Raw genomic sequence first — 18,085 nt, forward strand, 5'->3', positions numbered from 1 at the left:
GATCAGCCGCTCGTGGCACTCCCTGCGCTCGCGATCTGCGGCGTCCTGCCGGTCTCGCTCCCTGGCCGCGGCTTCGCGTCGCGTTGTGGCCGACTGGGTCGCGACCACGGCCAGGACAGCGCTCGCGCCGGTGATGACGGAGGTGATAAGGCCGATCCAGAGCACTGGCCCATGCTCACATCCGAACCCTCCGGGCACAACGGTTCGGAACCCTCGGGGCGCAACGGTTCAGAACCCTCCGGGTACAACGATTCCGAACTCTCCAGGAACTCCGGCGCCTGCCCGGGTTTGTGCAGGCTCTTGTCGCCCCACTGCAGCTTCTGCCATCCTCGAATGAGCGTCAGCGCCAGGAGAGCGGTCGCCGTCCCGGCGGTGGCCGTGGCGATCGTCCCCGGGCCGAGGGACTCGATCGCACCGCCGCCGAGAATGTGCGCCAGCGGAAAGACGGCGCCCTGGGTCAGGAACTGGTTGAAGCCGCTCACCAGGCCCTGCCATTCCGGTGGTACGACGGTCGCCTGGTGAGTCCCGCGCAACACGCTCATCTGCGACCCGGTGAATCCCACCGCCGCCCAGGCGGCGAGCCAGCCCAGCGGATGATGCACGATGACGAAGACCCACAACGCGAAGCACCAGGTGGTCACACACGCGAGGACGGCCTTGCCGGGCTGTTTCAGCCACCCGAGAAGCCTGGGCGCGAACGAGGCACCGAGCAGACCGCCGATCCCCGAGGCCGCGAGGAGGACGCCCACCAGGGCCGGCGAGGCCTCGTCCTGCCTGGCCATCACGATCACGTTGAGGGTGACGACCTGGAACAGGAAGTTGGTGAGGGCGCAGATCGCCAGCGTACGGCGGAGCAACGGATCGTGCCGGAGGATCCCGAAGCCGACCGCTGCCTGACGCCGGAACCCCGTGCTCCGGTCGCGCGGCGGGAGCGGAACGAGTGGATCACGCCGGCCGAGCCGGAAGAAGAGACCCGTCGAAACCAGCAACGCCCCCGCCGCGGCGAAGAAGGGGAAGCCTCCGCCCAGCGCGCTGAGCGCGCCGCCGAGGGGACGTCCGGAGAGGGTCGCCACGAAATTCCGGCCCTCGTTGCGTGCCGAGGCCTCATCCAGATCCTCTCTCCGGACGACCTGGGACACTATCGACATCTCGGCGATTTCGAAGAAGGCGGCGAAGGAACCCTCGACGACGACCCCCGCGATCAGCCATTGGATCGTGCAGTTCCCGGACAGCAGTGCGAATCCGAGAGATACGGCCACCACGAATCGCCCGAGTTGAGCGACGGCCAGCACCTTGCGACGGTCCACCCTGTCGGCGATGAAGCCGGCGGGAATATGCATGACGAGGCGGGGCAGGGTTCCGGCGAAGCCGGCGAGACCGGCGTCGAACGCGGACCCGGTGAGCATGAGCGCCACAAGAGGAACCGCGACGGTGGTGTTGACCGTTCCGACCAGGGATATGACGGACCCCGACCACAGTAGCCCGAAGTTGCGCCCCAACTTCGGGCGACCAGGCCGCCGGGCCACACCGTGCATCGCTGGATCCCACCGCTTCGCTCATAGTAGGTGGGCTGCCATGCCTCACGGATCGACCACCCAGATAGGGAAGTGTAGCGATAGTGGTCATGCCCAAAGACGCGTTCGTGCTTCGCGAGCTTGCTATTTAAGTAACCTTAAATGTCCCAGTCGGGGCGAGTGGTGATGTTATGCGACAGCATCTCGCAAATGGTGCAATCGCTTTACATTGCGTCGGACCGGGTATGTACCGGCGGATCTTGGTTCCAGGGCCGGTGCGGGTTTCCCGGGGGCGGCACGATCCCGCCGGAGCCGGGCGGTGGGGGTTCGATGGCGACGCGGAAGCGGCCCCGAGCCTGTTCCCCGCCGGGCGCCGGGATGCCGGTTGAACGATCAAGAGGCCGGATTCCTGGGGAATCCGGCCTCTGCCGTACTGCCTGGTGGGCGATACTGGGATTGAACCAGTGACCTCTTCCGTGTCAGGGAAGCGCTCTCCCGCTGAGCTAATCGCCCTTGGATGAACCAAGAGGTGGAGACGGGATTTGAACCCGTGTACGCGGCTTTGCAGGCCGCTGCCTCGCCTCTCGGCCACTCCACCGTGTCAAGCTGCACAGTGTCAAGCTCCGAGCGGAAGACGGGATTCGAACCCGCGACCCTCACCTTGGCAAGGTGATGCTCTACCACTGAGCCACTTCCGCGTCCCCGGCTCTGTCCGGCCGGGCTCACGGGAAGACTTTATCCAATCCCCCGCCGACTCCCCAAATCAGCGGCGTTCTCCCTGCTCACGCCGCGAGTCCGGGCCGATGCTTCCAGCCACGTCGAACCGTCCTCGCGTTAGCGTCGAACCATGTCCGTGACGCATGACCGCACACACGACGCGATCTCCGGCCCCGCCGGGATCGCTCCCGAGCCCGGCACGGCCGAGATCACAGCGCACGCCGAGATCACAGGGAAAGCCGAGATAGCAGCGCACGCCGAGATCGCGGGGGACGCCGACATCGCGCCCGTCGCGGCGCTGATCGCGGACGGCGCCCGCGCCGCAATGCTCACCGCGCTGCTCGACGGCAGGGCGCTGGCGGCGGGGGAGCTGGCCCGGATCGCGGGCGTGAGCGCCCCCACCGCGAGCTCCCATCTGGCCCGGCTCCTCGACGGGGGCCTCGTGACCGTGGTCAAACAGGGACGGCATCGCTACTACCGCCTCGCCGGCCCCGATGTCGCCCGCACCCTGGAGGTCCTGGCCCGGATCAGCGGGCGCGTCGCCGTACGGTCCCTGCGGCAGTCGCGGCAGGCCCGGCTGCTGCGGGAGGCGCGCAGCTGCTACGACCACCTGGCCGGCCGGGTGGGGGTCGAACTGTACGACGCGCTGGTGCGCGAGGGACATCTGGTCGAGGCCGACGGCGGCTGCCTGCTGACCGCGAGCGGCGCCGAGGCGCTGACAGGGCTGGGCGTGGACGTGGAGCGGGTGCGTCACGCGCGCCGCAGGTTCGCCCCCGACTGCCTGGACTGGCTGGAGCGCAGGCCGCATCTGGGCGGGGCGCTCGGCGCCGCGGTCCTGGACCGGCTCCTGGCCCGGGAGTGGCTGGTGCGCGGCACCGTGCCCCGCGCCCTGCGGCTGACCGGCGCGGGACGGGAAGGGCTGGAGGAGACCTTTGGATGTAAGGACCTAACCTGAGATACGCTAGTTACTCGCCGCGCGCGCAGGCGCGAGCAGCACGACGTGAAAGAGTGGGACGATGCACGACAACGAGGTCGTGGCCGTCGGCCCCGGACCGCTCGCCTTCGACGACGTGGTCCGGGTCGCCAGGTACGGCGCACAGATCCGCCTGACGGACGACGCGATCGCCGAGATGGCCGCCTCGCGGGGGAGGGTCGAGGAGCTCGCGGAGGCCGACACCCCGGCCTACGGCGTCTCCACCGGTTTCGGCGCCCTCGCCACCCGGCACATCGATCCCTCGCTGCGTGCGCAGCTCCAGCGCAGCCTCATCCGCTCGCACGCGGCGGGCTCCGGGCCCGAGGTGGAGACCGAGGTCGTGCGGGCCATGATGCTGCTGCGCCTGCGTACGCTCGCCACCGGGCACACCGGCGTGCGCCCGGCCACGGCCCGGGTGCTGGAGTCCCTGCTGAACGCCCGGCTCACCCCGGTCGTGCACGAGTACGGCAGCCTCGGCTGCTCGGGCGACCTCGCCCCGCTCTCCCACGTCGCCCTGACGATTATGGGTGAGGGCGTCGTACGGGACGCCGAGGGACGCCTGCGGCCCGCCGCGGAGGCGCTCAAGGAACACGGCGTCGAGCCCGTCGAGCTGGCCGCCAAGGAGGGGCTGGCGCTGATCAACGGCACCGACGGCATGCTCGGCATGCTGGTGCTCGCGCTGCACGACCTGTCCCGGCTCCTCACGACCGCCGACATCGGCGCCGCGATGAGCGTGGAGGCGCTGCTCGGCACCGACTACGTGTTCGCGGCCGACCTGCAGGCGCTGCGTCCCCACCCGGGCCAGGCCCTGGCGGCGGCCAACATGCGGACGCTGCTCGCCGGCTCGGGCGTGATGGCCTCCCACCGCGACGGCTCCTGCACCCGCGTCCAGGACGCCTACTCCCTGCGCTGCGCCCCCCAGGTCGCCGGCGCCGCCAGGGACACCCTCGCGCACGCGTCCGCCGTCGCCGCCCGCGAGATCGCCAGCGCCATCGACAACCCCGTCGTGCTCGCCGACGGGCGGGTGGAGTCCAACGGCAACTTCCACGGCGCCCCGGTGGCGTACGTCCTGGACTTCCTGGCCATCGCGGTGGCCGACCTCGCCTCGATCGCCGAACGGCGCACCGACCGCATGCTGGACGTGGCGCGCAGCCACGGCCTCCCGGCGTTCCTCGCCGACGATCCGGGGGTGGACTCCGGGCACATGATCGCGCAGTACACCCAGGCGGCGATCGTGTCCGAGCTCAAGCGGCTGGCGGTGCCGGCGAGCGTGGACTCGATCCCGAGCTCCGCCATGCAGGAGGACCACGTCTCGATGGGCTGGTCGGCCGGGCGCAAGCTGCGCCGCGCCGTCGACGGGCTCACCCGCGTGCTCGCGATCGAGCTGCTGACCGCCGCCCGGGCGCTCGACCTGCGCAGGCCGTACGCGCCCGCGCCGGGGACGGGCGCGGTGGTCGCGGCGCTGCGCGAGTCGGTGGCGGGTCCGGGACCCGACCGCTTCCTCGCGCCGGAGATCGAGACGGTCGCCCGGCTCGTCGAGAGCGGCGCCGTGGTCACCGCCGCGGAGTCCGCCGTCGGCCCACTGGCCTGAGGCTTCAGAGGGCGGCGACCACCTCGACCTCGATCATCAGCCCCGGCCGGAACAGCCGTCCGACCTCCACGGTGGTGCTGGCGGGCGGCTCACCGGTGATGAAACGGCTGCGGACCGCCGCGTACTCGGGCAGCCGGTCCATGTCGGTCACGAACGTCCTGATGTGCAGGATCCGGTCGAAAGACGAGCCCTGGTCGGCCAGGATCCGGCCCAGGTTCTCCATCACGACCTCGGACTGCCGGGTCATGTCGCCCTCGCCGTCGACCTTCCCGTCCTTGTCCAGTGCCACCTGGCCGGACACGAACAGCAGGTCGCCGAAGCGTACGGCGTGGGAGTAGTACCCGTTGGTCGCCGGGACGGAGGGCGGGTCGACCGCGCGCACCTCCTTCGGGGCGGGCGTTTCCGCCGCCCGGGACGCCGCGAACGGGACGACGGAGGTCAGGTCCTGCCCCGCCAGCCCGGCGGCCGCCGCCCGCGCGAGCAGGTCCCGGGCGGCGGCGGTCACCGTCTGGGAAGCCCCGGGCCCCTCGGTGGCGAGCCGCAGGTCCTTGGCGGCCAGGCCGAGGGCGTACCTCGTCTCGAACGGCCCCGACTCGACCACCGGCCGCAGCCGCTCCGCCAGCCCGGCCAGGGGCGTCGCCCCGAGGACGTCCAGGAGGGCGGCGCGGCCGACCCCGAGCGCGTCCGTGTAAGCCAGCGTCTCCGCCAGCCCCACCTGGGCGGTCACCAGCGCGCTCATCACGGCGAGCTTGGTCGCGGCGCCCGATCCCGGCCCGCCCGCCTCGTGGACCGTCCCGAAGACCCGCAGCACGTCCGACACCCGGTCGAGGTCCACTCGCCGGCCCCCGGCGAGCACGACCAGCGTGCCCTCGGCGGCCGGGCCCACGCTGCCGAGCACGGGCGCGTCGACCAGGCCCACACTCTCGGGGAGCAGGCCGCGCAGCCGCCGCACCGCGTCGGGACCGATCGTGGACATCTCCACCAGCACCGACCCCGGCCGCAGCCCCGGCAGTGCCGCCCGCACCACCTCGGACACCGCCTCCGGATCACTCAGCATGGTCACCACCACGTCCGCTCCGGCGACGGCCGCGGCGGGGGAGGGGGCCGCCTCCGCGCCCGGCACCTCCCGTGGCGTACGGTTCCACACGGCCACCGTGTGGCCGGCGGCGATGAGACGGCCCGCCATCGGGACGCCCATGCGCCCCAAACCAAGAAAAGCAATCATGTCCTGGACGTTATGGGAGGAAAAAGTCATTCCACCAGCGACTAGATTGCATGGCACCCATTCCCTTCGCTCATGGATTCCTCGCCCTCACGGATGGAGCATGTTCGACACCGACGCGCTTGTGCTGCTCGACGTCGTGGCCCGTACCGGGTCGTTCACGGCTGCCGCGGTGCAGCTCAACTACACCCAGTCAGCCGTGTCCCGGCGCATCGCGTCCCTGGAGGCCCAGGCGGGCGGCCCGCTGTTCGCGCGGCTGCCGCGGGGCGTACGGCTGACGCCGGCGGGCCGTACGCTGCACCGCTACGCCCGGGAGGTGCTGGAGCGGCTCGGCCGGGCGGGGGAGGAGCTCGCCGCCATCCACCAGGGCAGCGGCGGGCGCCTGCGGGTCGGCGCGTTCGCCACGGCCAACGCCGTGCTGGTCCCCGCCGCCCTGCGCGAGCTGCGGGCGTCCCGCCCGGAGGTGGCGGTCAGCATGGTGGAGGGCCTCAGCACCGCGCTCATGGACGGCCTGGGTCGCGCGGAGATCGACATCGCGGTGGTGAGCGACTACCCCTCCGGTCTGGGGGCGGGTCCCGAGGTGGAGGTCACCCGCCTGATGGAGGACGAACTGCTCGTCGCCCTCCCCGCCGATCACCCGCTGGCCCGGCGCGAGAAGGTGGACCTGCGCGACCTGCGCGACGAGAGCTGGATCGAGGGCGCCCCGCCCGGCACGGTGACCATGCTCGGCGCCGCCTGCGCCCGGGCCGGCTTCGCGCCCAGGGTCGATCTGCGGATCGGGGAGTGGACCGGCAAGCTCGGCTACGTGGCCGCGGGGCTCGGGGTGACGCTGGTGCCCGCCATGGCCGCGCCCGCCGTACGCCGGGACGTGGCGCTGCGGTCGCTCGGCGAGTTCGCGCCGCGCCGCACCGTGTACGCGGCCCTGCCGCGCACGGCCCCGCTCCCGGCCGCCCGCGCGCTGCTGGCGCTGCTGGGCTCCGCCTCCCGTCCCCAGGGCTCGCCCGCCTGATCGCGCTCCGCCCGCCGGGGGAGCGACAATGGACACGTGTACGACGCCTTCGCCCACGTTGGGGGGCATCTGGCCACCGGCCTGCGCGATCTGACCACCGACCTGACCGCCCTCGACGGCTCCGGCTGGTGGGCGGTGGCCGTGTCGTACGAGGGGAAGGTCGTCTGCGCGCGGTTCGACACCGTGCGGCCCGCTCCGCTGCCCCGGGCGCGCGGCCCGTGGCGGGGACCCGCCCGCGACGTCTGGGCCACCTCCCTCGACCGTGAGGGGTATGAGCGGGGCGTCCAGCGGATCAGGGACTACATCGAGCGGGGAGAGGTTTACCAGGCCAACCTCTGCCGTGTCCTGTCCGCGCCGCTGCCCTCGCCGGACGTGGACCCCCTCGCCCTCGCCGTACGGCTCGCCGAGGGCAACCCCGCGCCGTACGCGGCGGTGGTCGGCGTGCCGGGGCTGACGGTCGTGTCGGCCTCGCCGGAGCTGTACCTGTCCAGGAGCGGCGAGGTGGTCGAGTCCCGGCCGATCAAGGGCACCGGAGTGACGGCCGACGATCTCCTCGACAAGGACTACGCCGAGAACCTGATGATCGTCGACCTCGTTCGCAACGACCTCGGCCGCGTGGCGGAGGTAGGCTCTGTGACCGTGCCCTCGCTGTTCGCGGTCGAGGAGCACCCCGGGCTCGTGCACCTGGTGTCCACGGTGCGGGCGCGGCTCGCCGGCGGCGTCGGCTGGCCGGAGCTGTTCGCCGCCACCTTCCCTCCGGGTTCGGTGACCGGGGCGCCGAAGTCGTCGGCGCTGCGGATCATCAACGAGCTCGAACCGGAGCCGCGGGGGCCGTACTGTGGGGCCGTGGGCTGGGTCGACGCCGACCGGCGCGAGGGGGCGCTGGCGGTCGGCATCCGCACCTTCTGGATCGAGCACGACACGATCCGGTTCGGTACGGGAGCGGGCATCACCTGGGGGTCCGACCCCCGGCGGGAATGGCACGAGACCGAGCTCAAGGCCGCCCGGCTCATCGGCCTCGCCTCCGGAGGACGGGGCGGGGACGGGCCGCGATATCGGTAACGAACGGAGCAGGAGATGTCTGTACCCATCTGGGTGAACGGGGAGCTGTACGAGCCCGACAAGGCCGTGGTCTCGGTGTACGACCACGGGCTGATGGTCGGCGACGGCGTGTTCGAGACGGTCAAGGCGGTGAACGGGGAGTCCTTCGCGCTGACCCGCCACCTCGACCGGCTGGCGCTGTCGGCCAAGCGGATGGACCTGCCCGAGCCCGACCTCGCCGCGATCGCCGACGGTGTCCGCCGCTGCCTGGCGGCCGCGCCGAAGTGGCCGCTGGCGCGCATCAGGATCACCTACACCAGCGGCCCGGGGCCGCTCGGCTCCGACCGGGGGGCGACCGGCACGAACGCGATCGTCATCGTGGGCGAGCAGGCGCCGTTCCCCGCCACGGCCGACGTCGTCGTGGTGCCCTGGCCCCGCAACGAGCGCGGCGCGCTGGCCGGCGTCAAGAGCACCTCGTACGGCGACAACGCCAAGGCCCTGGCGTACGCCAAGGAGCGCGGCGGCGCCGAGGCGATCTTCGAGAACCTCGCAGGGAACCTGTGCGAGGGCACCGGGAGCAACATCTTCATCGTCACCGGCGGGCGCCTGGTCACCCCGACGCTCTCCTCCGGCTGCCTGGCCGGCGTCACCCGCGCGCTCACCCTCGAATGGTGCGGCGGCGAGGAGGCCGACGTGCCGATCTCGGCGCTGTACGAGGCCGAGGAGGCGTTCCTCACCTCCACGACCCGCGACATCCAGCCGATCAGGGCCGTGGACGGGAAGGTGCTGCCGCAGGCGCCCGGGCCGGTCACGCTGGAGGCCATGAAGGTCTTCGCCGAGCGTTCGGCGGCCGACCTCGACCCGTGATCCTCAGTACGAGCGCTGGCTCTGGGCGTTGAGCTCCTCCAGGCGCACGGCCTTGGCGGGGTCGGTGCGGGGGTCGTCGATGCGCAGCACGTCGAGGCCCTTGGTGATGTCGCTGGAGTAGATGTAGCCGTTGTAGTAGTAGGCCGACCAGGAGCCGCCGAGGTGGAGACCCGGCGCCAGCGGCCCGCGCTCGAAGTAGGCGATCTCCTGCGGGTGGGCGGAGTCGGTGAAGTCCCAGACCGAGACTCCGCCCATGTACCACCCCTGGACCATCACGTCGCGGCCCGGGACGGGCACCAGCGAGCCGTTGTGGGCCACGCAGTTCTCCTCGGCGCTCTGGGCCCGGGGGATCTTGAAGTAGCCCTGCCGGACGAGCCTGCGCTCCGGCGTCAGCGCGTAGATCGCGTCCGCCCCCTTGGTCGCGCTGACCGAGGGCAGGCAGGTGGCGGCCATCCCGCCGCCCATCTCGTCGCTGAAGACGACCTTGGTGCCCTCGTTGTTGAATGTCGCCGAGTGCCAGATGGAGAAGTTCTCCTCGTCGCGCACGGTCTGCAGCAGCTTGGGGCGTACCGGGTCGGAGATGTCCAGCAGGACGCCGTCGCCGAAGCAGGCGCCCGCGGCCAGGTCCTTCTCCGGGTAGACGGTGATGTCGTGGCAGCCGCCCCTCGCCTGCTCGCCCGCCGGCCTGCCCGCGAACAGCTCGGGCTTGGCGACGACCCGGGCCTTGCCGGGGTCCCCGACGGGGACCTCCACGATCGAGATGTTCTGGTGGGGCGGCGGGCAGTTCGGGGTGCCCGGCTCCGGGCCGGGGGAGGAGACGTACAGGTAGACCGTGCCGGCGTCCCTGCCCGGCACGACGGCGTGGGTGTGGGAGCCGCACTCCGTGCGTACGGACTTCAGGTAACGCGGGTGGGCCTTGTCGGAGATGTCGAAGACGCGGATGCCCTCCCACGCCCCGGCGGCCGCCGGATCTCCGATGTCGCTCGCGCAGGTGTCGTCCGTACGGGGTTCGTCCACCGACAGGAACAGCAGGTCGCCGGAGACCGAGACGTCGTTCTGGCCGCCGGGGCACTCGACGCGGGCGACGGCCCTCGGGTGCTCGGGGTCGCCGATGTCGTGCACCGTGAAGCCCGCATAGTTGCCCACGAACGCGTAGCGGCCCTGGAAGGCCATGTCGGTCCCCCAGTCGTCCGGGCCGTCGAACGGCGCCGCCAGGGGGACGTTGGCGACCACTTTCATGTTGGGGCTGTGCCTGATCTCGTCCTGGCCCGGGATGCCGGTCGGGGCGGTCGGGGCGGTCGGGGCGGCCGTGGGGGACGGCGCGGGCTCGGCGCAGGCCGGGGCCAGGAGAAGAACGGACGCCACCAGCACGGCCTTCAGCCTCGGTCTGCTCACATCGCCCCCATGTCCGCGGATCATCGCCCACTATGGAAGTTATGTCGAGCCCGCGGCCGGTGTGGACCGGATTGGTAACGGTTGTGCTGGCAGTTGCGCCGGCGCTGGCCGCCTGCTCGTCCGGGGTGGCTCCACCGGCACGCGCCGACGCCCCGGTGATCGTCCCCGGCGCTCCCGGGCAGACCGGTTCCCCGCCGGCCCGTTCGGCCTTGGAGACCTGGCCGTCGGCGGAGGCAGGACCGGTGGCGGCGGACGTCAGGTTCGCCGAGGCGATGATCCCGCATCACCGGCAGGCGCTGGAGATGGCCGGGCTGGCCGCGGCGCGTACCGGCGACCCGCTGGTGACGGCGGTGGCGAACCGCGTGGTGAGCGGGCAGGGCCCGGAGATCGCGGTGATGGAGTCGTGGCTGCGGGGGCTGGGCCGCACGCCGCCGCCCGCGCACGACCACGGAACGAGCGGACACGGGATGGGCGGCTCCGGCACGGCGACCGGCTCCGGCATGACCAGTGGTTCCGGCATGGCCGGTGGCTCCGGCATGGCCGGTGAGGAGGAGCTGAACCGCTTGCGGACGGCACGGGGACGCGCCTTCGACAGGCTGTTCCTCACGCTGATGATCCGGCACCACGAGGGCGCGGTGAGCATGGCGGCGCAGGAGCTGCGCCGGGGACGGGACCGGGCCATGCGGACGATGGCCCAGGATGTCGTCTCCGGCCAGCAGATCGAGATCGCGCGGATGCGGGGGATCCAGCGGAGGCTGGGCTAGTCCTCAGGAGCTCCACAGCATGTTGGTCAGCTCCTCGTCGAGGTCCATGAAGTCGGTTTCACGTCCAGCGGGGACGAGCTCGTAGGTCCGGTGCAGGAACTCGGTGAGGGGGGCCAGGGGCACCTCGAAGAGGGCCTGCCCGAAGGGCGAGGTGAGACTGATGTTGAGCGTTCGCTCGCCGTCCGACCGGGCCGGCCACACCTGGACGTCCCCGTCTCCGACGCGCCGCACGATGCCCACGGTCAGCAGCTCGCGGGCGAAGATCCACTCGACCGGCTCGTCATTCCCCACATGGAAGGCCATCCGGATGGCGTACGGATCTTCAGCCGTGTAGCTCAGGCCGGCGAGCAGGGGGACGGTCGTACGGTCGGGGACCACAAGCCGAAGGCCTAGCTCGGCAGAGACGGTGGTGCTGTTCATCGTCAGCCAAACCTTTTCGTCGTCGGGTCCCCTGTCAGGGGCTTTCACTGCGTCTTCACTGTGCGGTCGGGCCTCGCCGGGCGCTCGTGCTACGAGGCGAACGAAGAGACCCGTAGGAAAGATTCCGCCTCCAGGCCCTTCTGTAACGCACATCACAGCTTGACATTCGGTCATCTACCAGCTCAAACATCACCAACAGGCTTGTCCTTACCTCTGCTTTGCGTGTCGGCGGGGCCGCGCCGGCGATGCCATTGCGGGCGAATGATCTCAGGTCGTGCGTATAGGTCGAGCATGGAGCATCACGATGCTATGACACCACACCCCCACGCCGGGGACGGTCTGGCGAACCTTTCGAAGGTGTTGACGAAGGCGGGACGATCGAGCCGACCGGGCCGTGCTTTCGCCATCACCCCCTCGAGTGCGGTATGGTTTTCCCCGTCGGCGCCGCGAGGCGCAGACGATCCCGGGCGATTAGCTCAGCGGGAGAGCGCTTCGTTCACACCGAAGAGGTCACTGGTTCGATCCCAGTATCGCCCACCAAGTTCGTGCAGCTAAGAAGGCCGGGCCGCTGTCCAGCGGGTCGGCCTTTCGTCTTGCCTGAGTGACTACCGTTCTGGTGACCCGGCATTCCATGGATCGGTCGCGGCGTCAGCCCATCCAGTGGAACCAGACGTCGAAGATCGAATAGTGCGGCCCGTCGCCGAGGTTCGTGTCGATCTTCAAGTGGGGCAAGGCCGGCCGGCTGAGGAGGTGAGGGCCGACGAGAGTGATGCGGTGCCGATCCAGGACCTGGGAGATCTGTCCGCAGCCTTCCTCCCATCCGGGGATCGGCATGTCGGTGACGGCATCGAGCCATGGCATGGAGTGGCATTCGTGACCGTCGGGGTGATGGGAGCGCTCGCCGGGCGACAGGATGCAGGCGATCGGGGCGAGGCGGCACAACGCCACTGACAATCCTTCAACCGTCGTATAGCCGTCTGGAGCGACGCGACGCGCGGATCCGTCTCGCCGGGTCAGGAAGACGTCCACAAATGACGCGTAGCCGGAGCCGTAGTGTCCGAACTCCGCGTGCTCAACCACTAGTCCGGGGACTCGATTGAGATCGGCGACCACCCGGCGCAGGTAGCCCTCCACGGCCTCGGCTCCACCCGCCCAGGGGCCCGCACCGCATGCCGACTCGTCCTGGGAGGCGCGGATCTGCGAGTTGGGCTCGAGGAGGAGGGCCTCGACGTCTGCAGGTTGATCATCCTTGCGCATGCCGACAGTCTGCCGGGACGACGTGAGTTGATCGATGTGGCGGAACATTCGGGGTGCCCCAGGCTGCGGCGGTAGCCTGATGGCATGACTGCTGAGCCGGTGCATCACGCCGAGGACGACCCTGCGGAGATCTTGCGTGTGCTGCCGGAGCGGTGGCACGAGCAGTTTCTCAGCGAGTACCACAGCGCGTTGGATGCGGCCCACGAGGTATGGCGGTTCCAGCAACTTCGTGAGTTGTTGCGTGTGTGGCGGCTACACGCAGCTGCGGTGTCCAATCCGGACTTCGCCCGCGCCGAGCAAGCGGTTCGTGAGAATCGGCGCGGTGAGTTCGTTTCGATGGAGGATGCTTTTCCTGGTTGGGCCGACCGTCGATGAGCTACCGCGTGAAGCTTCACGTGGCGGCGTCGTCTCAGATGAAGGGCCTCCCAGGAGAAGCGCTCGATGCTCTGATCTCGCGCACGACGGATCTCGTGGAAGAGCCTTGGGATGCGCGCGCCCTCTACAAGGACGAGCCTGAATTCCGCATGAGCACCTTCGGGGATTTCGGCGTCATGTACTTCAAGGTGGACGAGGCCGAGGAGCTCATCACGATCTTCAATGTGACATGGGCGGGGTAACGCGAGACGTAGCGGCAAGCCGCGTTGCGTCCGGTGGTCCGCCTGGGCGACGAACTGGGTGACAACGGCCACGGACGCCCGTAGAACCGTACGGACGTTCGTGGACGGTCCAGCCAGGTCAACGCCGCTTCAATGGCACGTCGGCGATGTGGCGCCATCGTGGGGTGATCATCACGATCACTGATGAGGGCGCGGCCGTCCTCGGCCTCGGCGTCGAGCCTCCGGACGATCTCGCGCTGACGGTTCAACGCGCCGAGGAACTCGTCGACCAGCTTCGCGCGGAGTTCTCCTCTCCGGCCGGGTTGGCGGGCGTGGAGCTGCCGCCGCCACAGAAGCGTTCCGAATGGGACGACGACGGTTTGGTGCTGCTTCGCGTGGGCGCGCGCGCCCTATGAGTCTTCGCGCTCTGTGGGGATCGCAGGAGACAGATGAGAACACGGAGAAGCCTGAGAGCCTGGAAGGCTGAGCCGCTGCATCGCGCCGAGGACGACCCGGCGGGAATCTTGCGTGTGCTGCCGGAGCGGTGGCTTGAGGCAGCCGACGCGCGCCGGTCTCATTCGCCGTGCTTCTTCGCCCACAGTACGACCAGGGTGTCGGTCGGCACCTTCTTGCCCGCTGGGGGTTCCTGTCTCGTCACCACCCAGTTCCGGTCGAACACCTGCAGGCGGTGCTGCCCGGTGTCGTCCTGGTCGTCCAAAACGTAGAAGCCGACGGCCTGCATGGTGTCCTGCGCGGCCTGGAGGTTCATGCCGACCACGTCGGGGAGAACCGCCTTCCCCACGGCAGGGGCTTTGCGGGCTGCTCTGTCGGAAGGTCGGACGGTGCCTGCGTAGCCGCCTCGGTGGTCACGTCGGCGACCGGCTGCTCCGTCTGCTGCTTGGTGGGCTCCTCACCCGGCACGGCCGGTGTGGTCTCCACTGTGGCCGTCCCTCACCGTCTGGGACGTCTCCGTGAACGGATGGCGCGCCCGGAGGGGTCACACCAGGTCCACGGGGTGAGACGTGATCGTTAGCAGGTACCGGCCGCCCACGAGGAGGGGCGGCCGAGAGGTCCCCCAGGCGGGCTACTTACGGGTGAGCGTCCACTTCCCGTCAGCCTGCACCCACACGTACTTGGTGCCGGAGGGAATGGTGACCTTGCCCGACACGCGGCCGATCTTATTGACTAGCAGTTCAGCGGACCCCGAGACCGGGATCGCGAACACGGCGAAGTTCGACTCGCCTGAGTGCGCGTAACGCAGCGTGTGGAACCCCTTGGTGGGCTGGGCCAGCTTCAAAACCTTGTCGCCGACGTTCTTCACCGTGAGGGGCTTCCACAGCGGCGCGTAGGAGATCGGCGCGAACTTCAACGTCCAGGCGCCGTCGGCCTCGATTTTGAAACCCCCGGACTTCATCCACGGATAGATGTTGACGACGACGGTGCCGGAGTAGTCGCCGATATGGTTGACGAGAAGGTCGCTGTTCTTCCCGGACGGCTCGATACTCCAGACGGCGAAGTTCGCCTCCCCGGTGTGCTTGATCGTGGCGATACCGCGCAGCTTCGTCGCGCTGACCCGTACGACGTCATCTCCCTCGCCCTGGAAGGCGCGCAGCTTGATCGGAGGAGGGGGCGAAGCCGCCTCAGCGGAGGCGGGAACGATCCACGCCATGCAGGCGATGAGCAAGGCGGTGCTCACACGAGCCATGCGACTGAAAAGCATGGGGCATCTCCTGGGGCTTGAGGGATGGACGAGGCGTAGACGCTGTCCTGTAGCGGAGGGTTGGCAGCTGATGCCCAAGTGTTAGCGGGTTACCCTCCGCTTCCACCGGGCCAACCGCCGGCAAGCGAGCCTGGTGCTTGAGGCGGCCAAGGGATTCGTCGACGAAGTCGCCGAGGCGGCTGCGGAGGAGCGCCTTCTGACGCGACGGCCGAAGTCCGTGGAAGAAGTGGAGCGACGCGCCGCTCGGTGAGTTTGTGCAGTACTCACTCAGGCGGCGCATGGATCTCGGGCCCGATGGTCAAGAGAGCGGCACGACCCGCATTCAACGCGTTCGCCGACGCATGCGGCAGCCGGCCGAGTGAGGCCAACCGGAGCCGACGGGACGGCCTGACGTCAGATCGGGTTCATGGCGAGGTACAGCGGCAACGTTGGTCACTCTGCCGCCGGTCCTCCGCCTGGGTGACGAAAATGCGTGACAACGACCATGGGCGCCGGGTCGCTCGCCTCTCAGGTGGCCGGCGTCGGCTCCAGCATGAGCGGTGAGGGATGCGTTACGGCGGATGAACGTGCGCGTGACGGCGTGGAAACGACGGCCCCGTACATAACTGTCAACCGACAGAAATTCCCCCCAGCGCCCGGAGCCCCGATGGCCGTCACCGTCCCTTCCTCTCCCCCCACCGACGAGAGCGCCCTGCAGACGTTCGGCTACCGCCAGGAACTGCACCGCAGCATGGGCAGGTACGCCTCCTTCGCCGCCGGATTCTCCTTCATCTCCGTGCTGACCACGGTCTTCCAGTTCTTCGCCTTCGGGTACGCCTTCGGCGGCCCGGCCTTCTTCTGGACCTGGCCTGTCGTGCTGGCCGGACAGATCCTGGTCGCCCTCTGCTTCGCCGAACTGGCCGCCCGCTACCCGATCTCCGGCTCCATCTACCAGTGGTCCACCCGGCTCAGCACGGTGACGTTCGGCTGGTTCGCCGGGTGGATCATGATTCTCGGGCAGATCGTCGTGATCGCCGCCGCGGCGCTCGCCCTGCAGGTTGTGCTGCCCGCGATCTGGCCGGGATTCCAGCTCGTCGGCGGCGACCCCGCGCCCACCACCGCCACGGGAGCGGCCAACGCCGCGATCCTCGGCCTGGTCCTGCTCGCGCTCACCACGACCGTGAACGTCGTCGACAACCGCGTTCTCGCCCGGATCAACAGCATCGGGGTCACCGCGGAGATCGCCGGCGCGGTGCTCATCGTCGTGCTGCTGCTCACCCACGCGGAGCACGGCCCCGGCGTCACGTTCAGCACCGGCGGGCAGGGCGGAGCCATCGGCGCGCTGCTGGTCGGCTCGTTCACCGCCGCCTACGTCCTCATCGGGTTCGACAGCGCGGGCGAGCTGAGCGAGGAGACCCGCAACCCCCGGCGGGTCGCCCCGCGCACCATCCTGACCGCGCTCACGGCGGCCGGGGTGCTCGGGGGGCTCATCCTGTTCGCCGGTCTGCTCGCCGCTCCCAGCCTGACCGACGGGAGGCTGGCCGCCGAGGGCCTGTCCTACGTGCTCACCAGCAGCCTGGGCGACTGGGTGGGCAAGCTGCTGCTCACCGACGTGGTGCTGGCGATCGCCGTGGCGACCCTGGCGATCCAGACCGCCGCCACCAGGATGCTCTTCTCCATGGCACGCGACGGGGTGATGCCGTTGTCGGGCGCGCTGTCCAGGGTCTCGCGCCGTACCGGGATGCCGACCGGGCCCGCGCTGGTCACGGGGGTGGCCGCGGCGGCCGTCCTGCTGCTCAACTTCGCCTCCCCCGAGGCGTTCCTGGCCATCGGCACCACGTGCATCGTGCTGCTCTACCTGGCGTACGCGATGGTGACGGGCCCCCTGCTGTTCCAGCGCCTGCGCGGCGGCTGGCGGGGCGGGGCGCCGGAGGGGTTCGCCGAGGACGGCAGCCCGCTGTTCAGCATGGGCCGCTGGGGCCTGCCGGTCAACGCGCTGGCCTTCTGTTACGGCCTGGCGATGACGGTCAACCTGGCCTGGCCGAGGGCCGAGGTGTACGCCCCGATCACCGGCCACTGGTTCTTCCAGTGGTTCACCCTGCTCTTCCTGGCGGCGGTCGTGGGCTTGGGCGCGCTCTACCGGCGGCTACGCCGGCCCGCGGCCGGTCTTGCGCAGGTTGGGCAGATCCCGCTCGGCAACGCCGGTCAGGCGTAGCGCCGCGTCGGCGGTGGCGGCCGCCAGCGTCTCCAGGACGTCGGCGGCCATCTCGCCCGGGGCGTCCCTGCGGATCAGGATGACGCCCTCGATCAGCGCGAACAGCAGATCGGTGCGCAGCGCCAGGTCGGCGGGCGTCAGCGCCGCACCGGCGGAGGTGGCCGCCAGCAGCCGCGCGTAGGTGTCCTTGAGCTCGCCGCGCATGCGCCGGAAGGCGGCGAAGCGCTCGGTGCGCACCTCCGGCAGGAGGTAGAGCGCGCCCAGGTTGTGCGGGCCCGAGCACAACAGCTTCGCGTCGCAGTGGCACAGCTCCCACAGCCGCTCTTCCGGTGTGCCGCCGGTCAGGGCGCGGGCGGTCTCCAGTGAGGGCCGCACCGTACTCTCCAGCAGTTCGGCGAGGATGTCCTCCTTGCCGTCGAAATAGTGGTAGATCGACGCCTGCCTGATCCCGGCCCGCTCGGCCATCGCCCTCGTCGAGGTCGCCGCGTAGCCGTGTGCGGTGAACAACTCCGCCGCCGCCGTCAGGATCTCCTCGCGCGGGCTCAGCTCACTTCGCGGCCGCGCGACGGCTCGCGGCCTGCCGACTCTTCGCGCGCTGGAACCGGGCGAACTGGGCCCGCTGGAACTGGGCCCGCTGGAACTGGGCCCGCTGGAACTGGGCACGGCGGAACGGGCGCTCACCGCACGATCGTCGCACACCTCCAACCGGGCGCTGCGGCTGTGCGCTTCCGGTAACAGGCGGGAAACGTCGCGACGTGGGAGAGGAAACATGCGCTGCCTAATTTCTGTCGTGCGACAGAAACTC

The 18,085-nt window shown here is 70.2% G+C and carries 18 protein-coding genes and 4 tRNA genes; 11 read left to right on the forward strand and 11 right to left on the reverse strand.

Annotated features, from left to right (window positions below):
* Positions 1-2 precede the first annotated feature (2 nt).
* The 4 genes from ABZ857_RS24635 to ABZ857_RS24650 form a co-directional block, all read right to left on the reverse strand.
* Positions 3-1,535, reverse strand: coding sequence for an MFS transporter (locus tag ABZ857_RS24635; protein WP_357046580.1), 1,533 nt, complete (start codon positions 1,533-1,535; stop codon positions 3-5).
* Between the two features lie 417 nt (positions 1,536-1,952).
* Positions 1,953-2,027: transfer RNA gene (locus tag ABZ857_RS24640), tRNA-Val, on the reverse strand.
* Positions 2,028-2,041: 14 nt separating this feature from the next.
* Positions 2,042-2,112: transfer RNA gene (locus ABZ857_RS24645), tRNA-Cys, on the reverse strand.
* A 28-nt stretch (positions 2,113-2,140) separates the two neighbouring features.
* Positions 2,141-2,212: transfer RNA gene (locus ABZ857_RS24650), tRNA-Gly, on the reverse strand.
* A 149-nt stretch (positions 2,213-2,361) separates the two neighbouring features.
* Between ABZ857_RS24650 and ABZ857_RS24655 the strand changes: the two genes are divergently transcribed.
* Positions 2,362-3,186 (forward strand): helix-turn-helix domain-containing protein, encoded by an 825-nt coding sequence (locus tag ABZ857_RS24655; RefSeq protein ID WP_357046582.1) that lies wholly within the window; start codon positions 2,362-2,364, stop codon positions 3,184-3,186.
* Between the two features lie 61 nt (positions 3,187-3,247).
* Positions 3,248-4,795 carry a histidine ammonia-lyase gene (gene hutH, locus ABZ857_RS24660; protein WP_357046584.1) on the forward strand — a complete coding sequence of 516 codons (1,548 nt, stop codon included), beginning with the start codon at positions 3,248-3,250 and terminating at the stop codon, positions 4,793-4,795.
* A gap of 4 nt (positions 4,796-4,799) precedes the next feature.
* On the opposite strand, the gene ABZ857_RS24665 is transcribed toward hutH, so the two are convergent.
* A complete protein-coding gene (locus ABZ857_RS24665; protein ID WP_357046586.1) occupies positions 4,800-6,020 on the reverse strand; it encodes an NAD(P)-binding domain-containing protein in 1,221 nt (406 codons plus the stop codon).
* A gap of 100 nt (positions 6,021-6,120) precedes the next feature.
* Here ABZ857_RS24665 and ABZ857_RS24670 point away from each other — a divergent pair, with 100 nt between their 5' ends.
* The 3 genes from ABZ857_RS24670 to ABZ857_RS24680 are packed head-to-tail and all read left to right on the forward strand — an operon-like array spanning position 6,121 to position 8,934.
* Complete coding sequence (locus ABZ857_RS24670; RefSeq protein WP_357046588.1) at positions 6,121-7,026, forward strand: LysR family transcriptional regulator; 906 nt, start codon at positions 6,121-6,123, stop codon at positions 7,024-7,026.
* 36 nt (positions 7,027-7,062) lie between these two features.
* The gene (locus ABZ857_RS24675; RefSeq protein WP_357046590.1) at positions 7,063-8,088 is read left to right on the forward strand and encodes a chorismate-binding protein; all 1,026 of its coding nucleotides are present in this window, start codon (positions 7,063-7,065) and stop codon (positions 8,086-8,088) included.
* 15 nt (positions 8,089-8,103) lie between these two features.
* Complete coding sequence (locus tag ABZ857_RS24680; RefSeq protein ID WP_357046592.1) at positions 8,104-8,934, forward strand: aminotransferase class IV; 831 nt, start codon at positions 8,104-8,106, stop codon at positions 8,932-8,934.
* Positions 8,935-8,937: 3 nt separating this feature from the next.
* Here the strand turns inward: ABZ857_RS24680 and ABZ857_RS24685 are convergent, their stop codons facing one another.
* On the reverse strand, positions 8,938-10,329 hold the full coding sequence (locus tag ABZ857_RS24685; RefSeq protein ID WP_357046594.1) for a hypothetical protein: 1,392 nt from the start codon (positions 10,327-10,329) through the stop codon (positions 8,938-8,940).
* An 83-nt stretch (positions 10,330-10,412) separates the two neighbouring features.
* On the opposite strand from ABZ857_RS24685, the gene ABZ857_RS24690 reads away from it, so the two are divergent.
* A complete protein-coding gene (locus ABZ857_RS24690; RefSeq protein WP_357046596.1) occupies positions 10,413-11,093 on the forward strand; it encodes a DUF305 domain-containing protein in 681 nt (226 codons plus the stop codon).
* Positions 11,094-11,096: 3 nt separating this feature from the next.
* Here the strand turns inward: ABZ857_RS24690 and ABZ857_RS24695 are convergent, their stop codons facing one another.
* Complete coding sequence (locus ABZ857_RS24695; RefSeq protein WP_036329836.1) at positions 11,097-11,513, reverse strand: SsgA family sporulation/cell division regulator; 417 nt, start codon at positions 11,511-11,513, stop codon at positions 11,097-11,099.
* Positions 11,514-11,978: 465 nt separating this feature from the next.
* Here ABZ857_RS24695 and ABZ857_RS24700 point away from each other — a divergent pair.
* Positions 11,979-12,053, forward strand: a tRNA-Val gene (locus ABZ857_RS24700).
* Positions 12,054-12,161: 108 nt separating this feature from the next.
* Here ABZ857_RS24700 and ABZ857_RS24705 read toward each other — a convergent pair.
* Positions 12,162-12,770: a hypothetical protein gene (locus tag ABZ857_RS24705; protein WP_357046597.1), complete on the reverse strand. Its 609-nt coding sequence runs from the start codon at positions 12,768-12,770 to the stop codon at positions 12,162-12,164.
* Between the two features lie 84 nt (positions 12,771-12,854).
* Here ABZ857_RS24705 and ABZ857_RS24710 point away from each other — a divergent pair, with 84 nt between their 5' ends.
* The 3 genes from ABZ857_RS24710 (at position 12,855) to ABZ857_RS24720 (ending at position 13,782) form a co-directional block, all read left to right on the forward strand.
* Positions 12,855-13,145 carry a DUF6247 family protein gene (locus ABZ857_RS24710; RefSeq protein ID WP_357046599.1) on the forward strand — a complete coding sequence of 97 codons (291 nt, stop codon included), beginning with the start codon at positions 12,855-12,857 and terminating at the stop codon, positions 13,143-13,145.
* 8 nt (positions 13,146-13,153) lie between these two features.
* The gene (locus ABZ857_RS24715) at positions 13,154-13,387 is read left to right on the forward strand and encodes a hypothetical protein (protein WP_357046600.1); all 234 of its coding nucleotides are present in this window, start codon (positions 13,154-13,156) and stop codon (positions 13,385-13,387) included.
* Between the two features lie 164 nt (positions 13,388-13,551).
* Entirely contained in the window at positions 13,552-13,782 is a 231-nt protein-coding gene (locus ABZ857_RS24720) for a hypothetical protein (protein WP_357046602.1), read from the forward strand.
* A gap of 158 nt (positions 13,783-13,940) precedes the next feature.
* On the opposite strand, the gene ABZ857_RS24725 is transcribed toward ABZ857_RS24720, so the two are convergent.
* Both ABZ857_RS24725 and ABZ857_RS24730 read right to left on the reverse strand, forming a co-directional pair.
* Positions 13,941-14,168: a PASTA domain-containing protein gene (locus ABZ857_RS24725; protein WP_357046604.1), complete on the reverse strand. Its 228-nt coding sequence runs from the start codon at positions 14,166-14,168 to the stop codon at positions 13,941-13,943.
* A 282-nt stretch (positions 14,169-14,450) separates the two neighbouring features.
* Entirely contained in the window at positions 14,451-15,062 is a 612-nt protein-coding gene (locus ABZ857_RS24730; protein WP_357046606.1) for a hypothetical protein, read from the reverse strand.
* Positions 15,063-15,732: 670 nt separating this feature from the next.
* Here ABZ857_RS24730 and ABZ857_RS24735 point away from each other — a divergent pair.
* Positions 15,733-17,280, forward strand: a complete 1,548-nt coding sequence (locus ABZ857_RS24735; protein ID WP_357046608.1) for an amino acid permease — start codon at positions 15,733-15,735, stop codon at positions 17,278-17,280.
* On the opposite strand, the gene ABZ857_RS24740 is transcribed toward ABZ857_RS24735, so the two are convergent.
* Complete coding sequence (locus ABZ857_RS24740; protein WP_357046610.1) at positions 17,212-17,961, reverse strand: helix-turn-helix domain-containing protein; 750 nt, start codon at positions 17,959-17,961, stop codon at positions 17,212-17,214. The two genes, ABZ857_RS24735 and ABZ857_RS24740, sit on opposite strands and share 69 nt — an antisense overlap.
* Positions 17,962-18,085 lie beyond the last annotated feature (124 nt).

It is taken from the genome of Microbispora sp. NPDC046933 (genome assembly GCF_040644635.1).
Taxonomy (GTDB): Bacteria; Actinomycetota; Actinomycetes; order Streptosporangiales; family Streptosporangiaceae; genus Microbispora.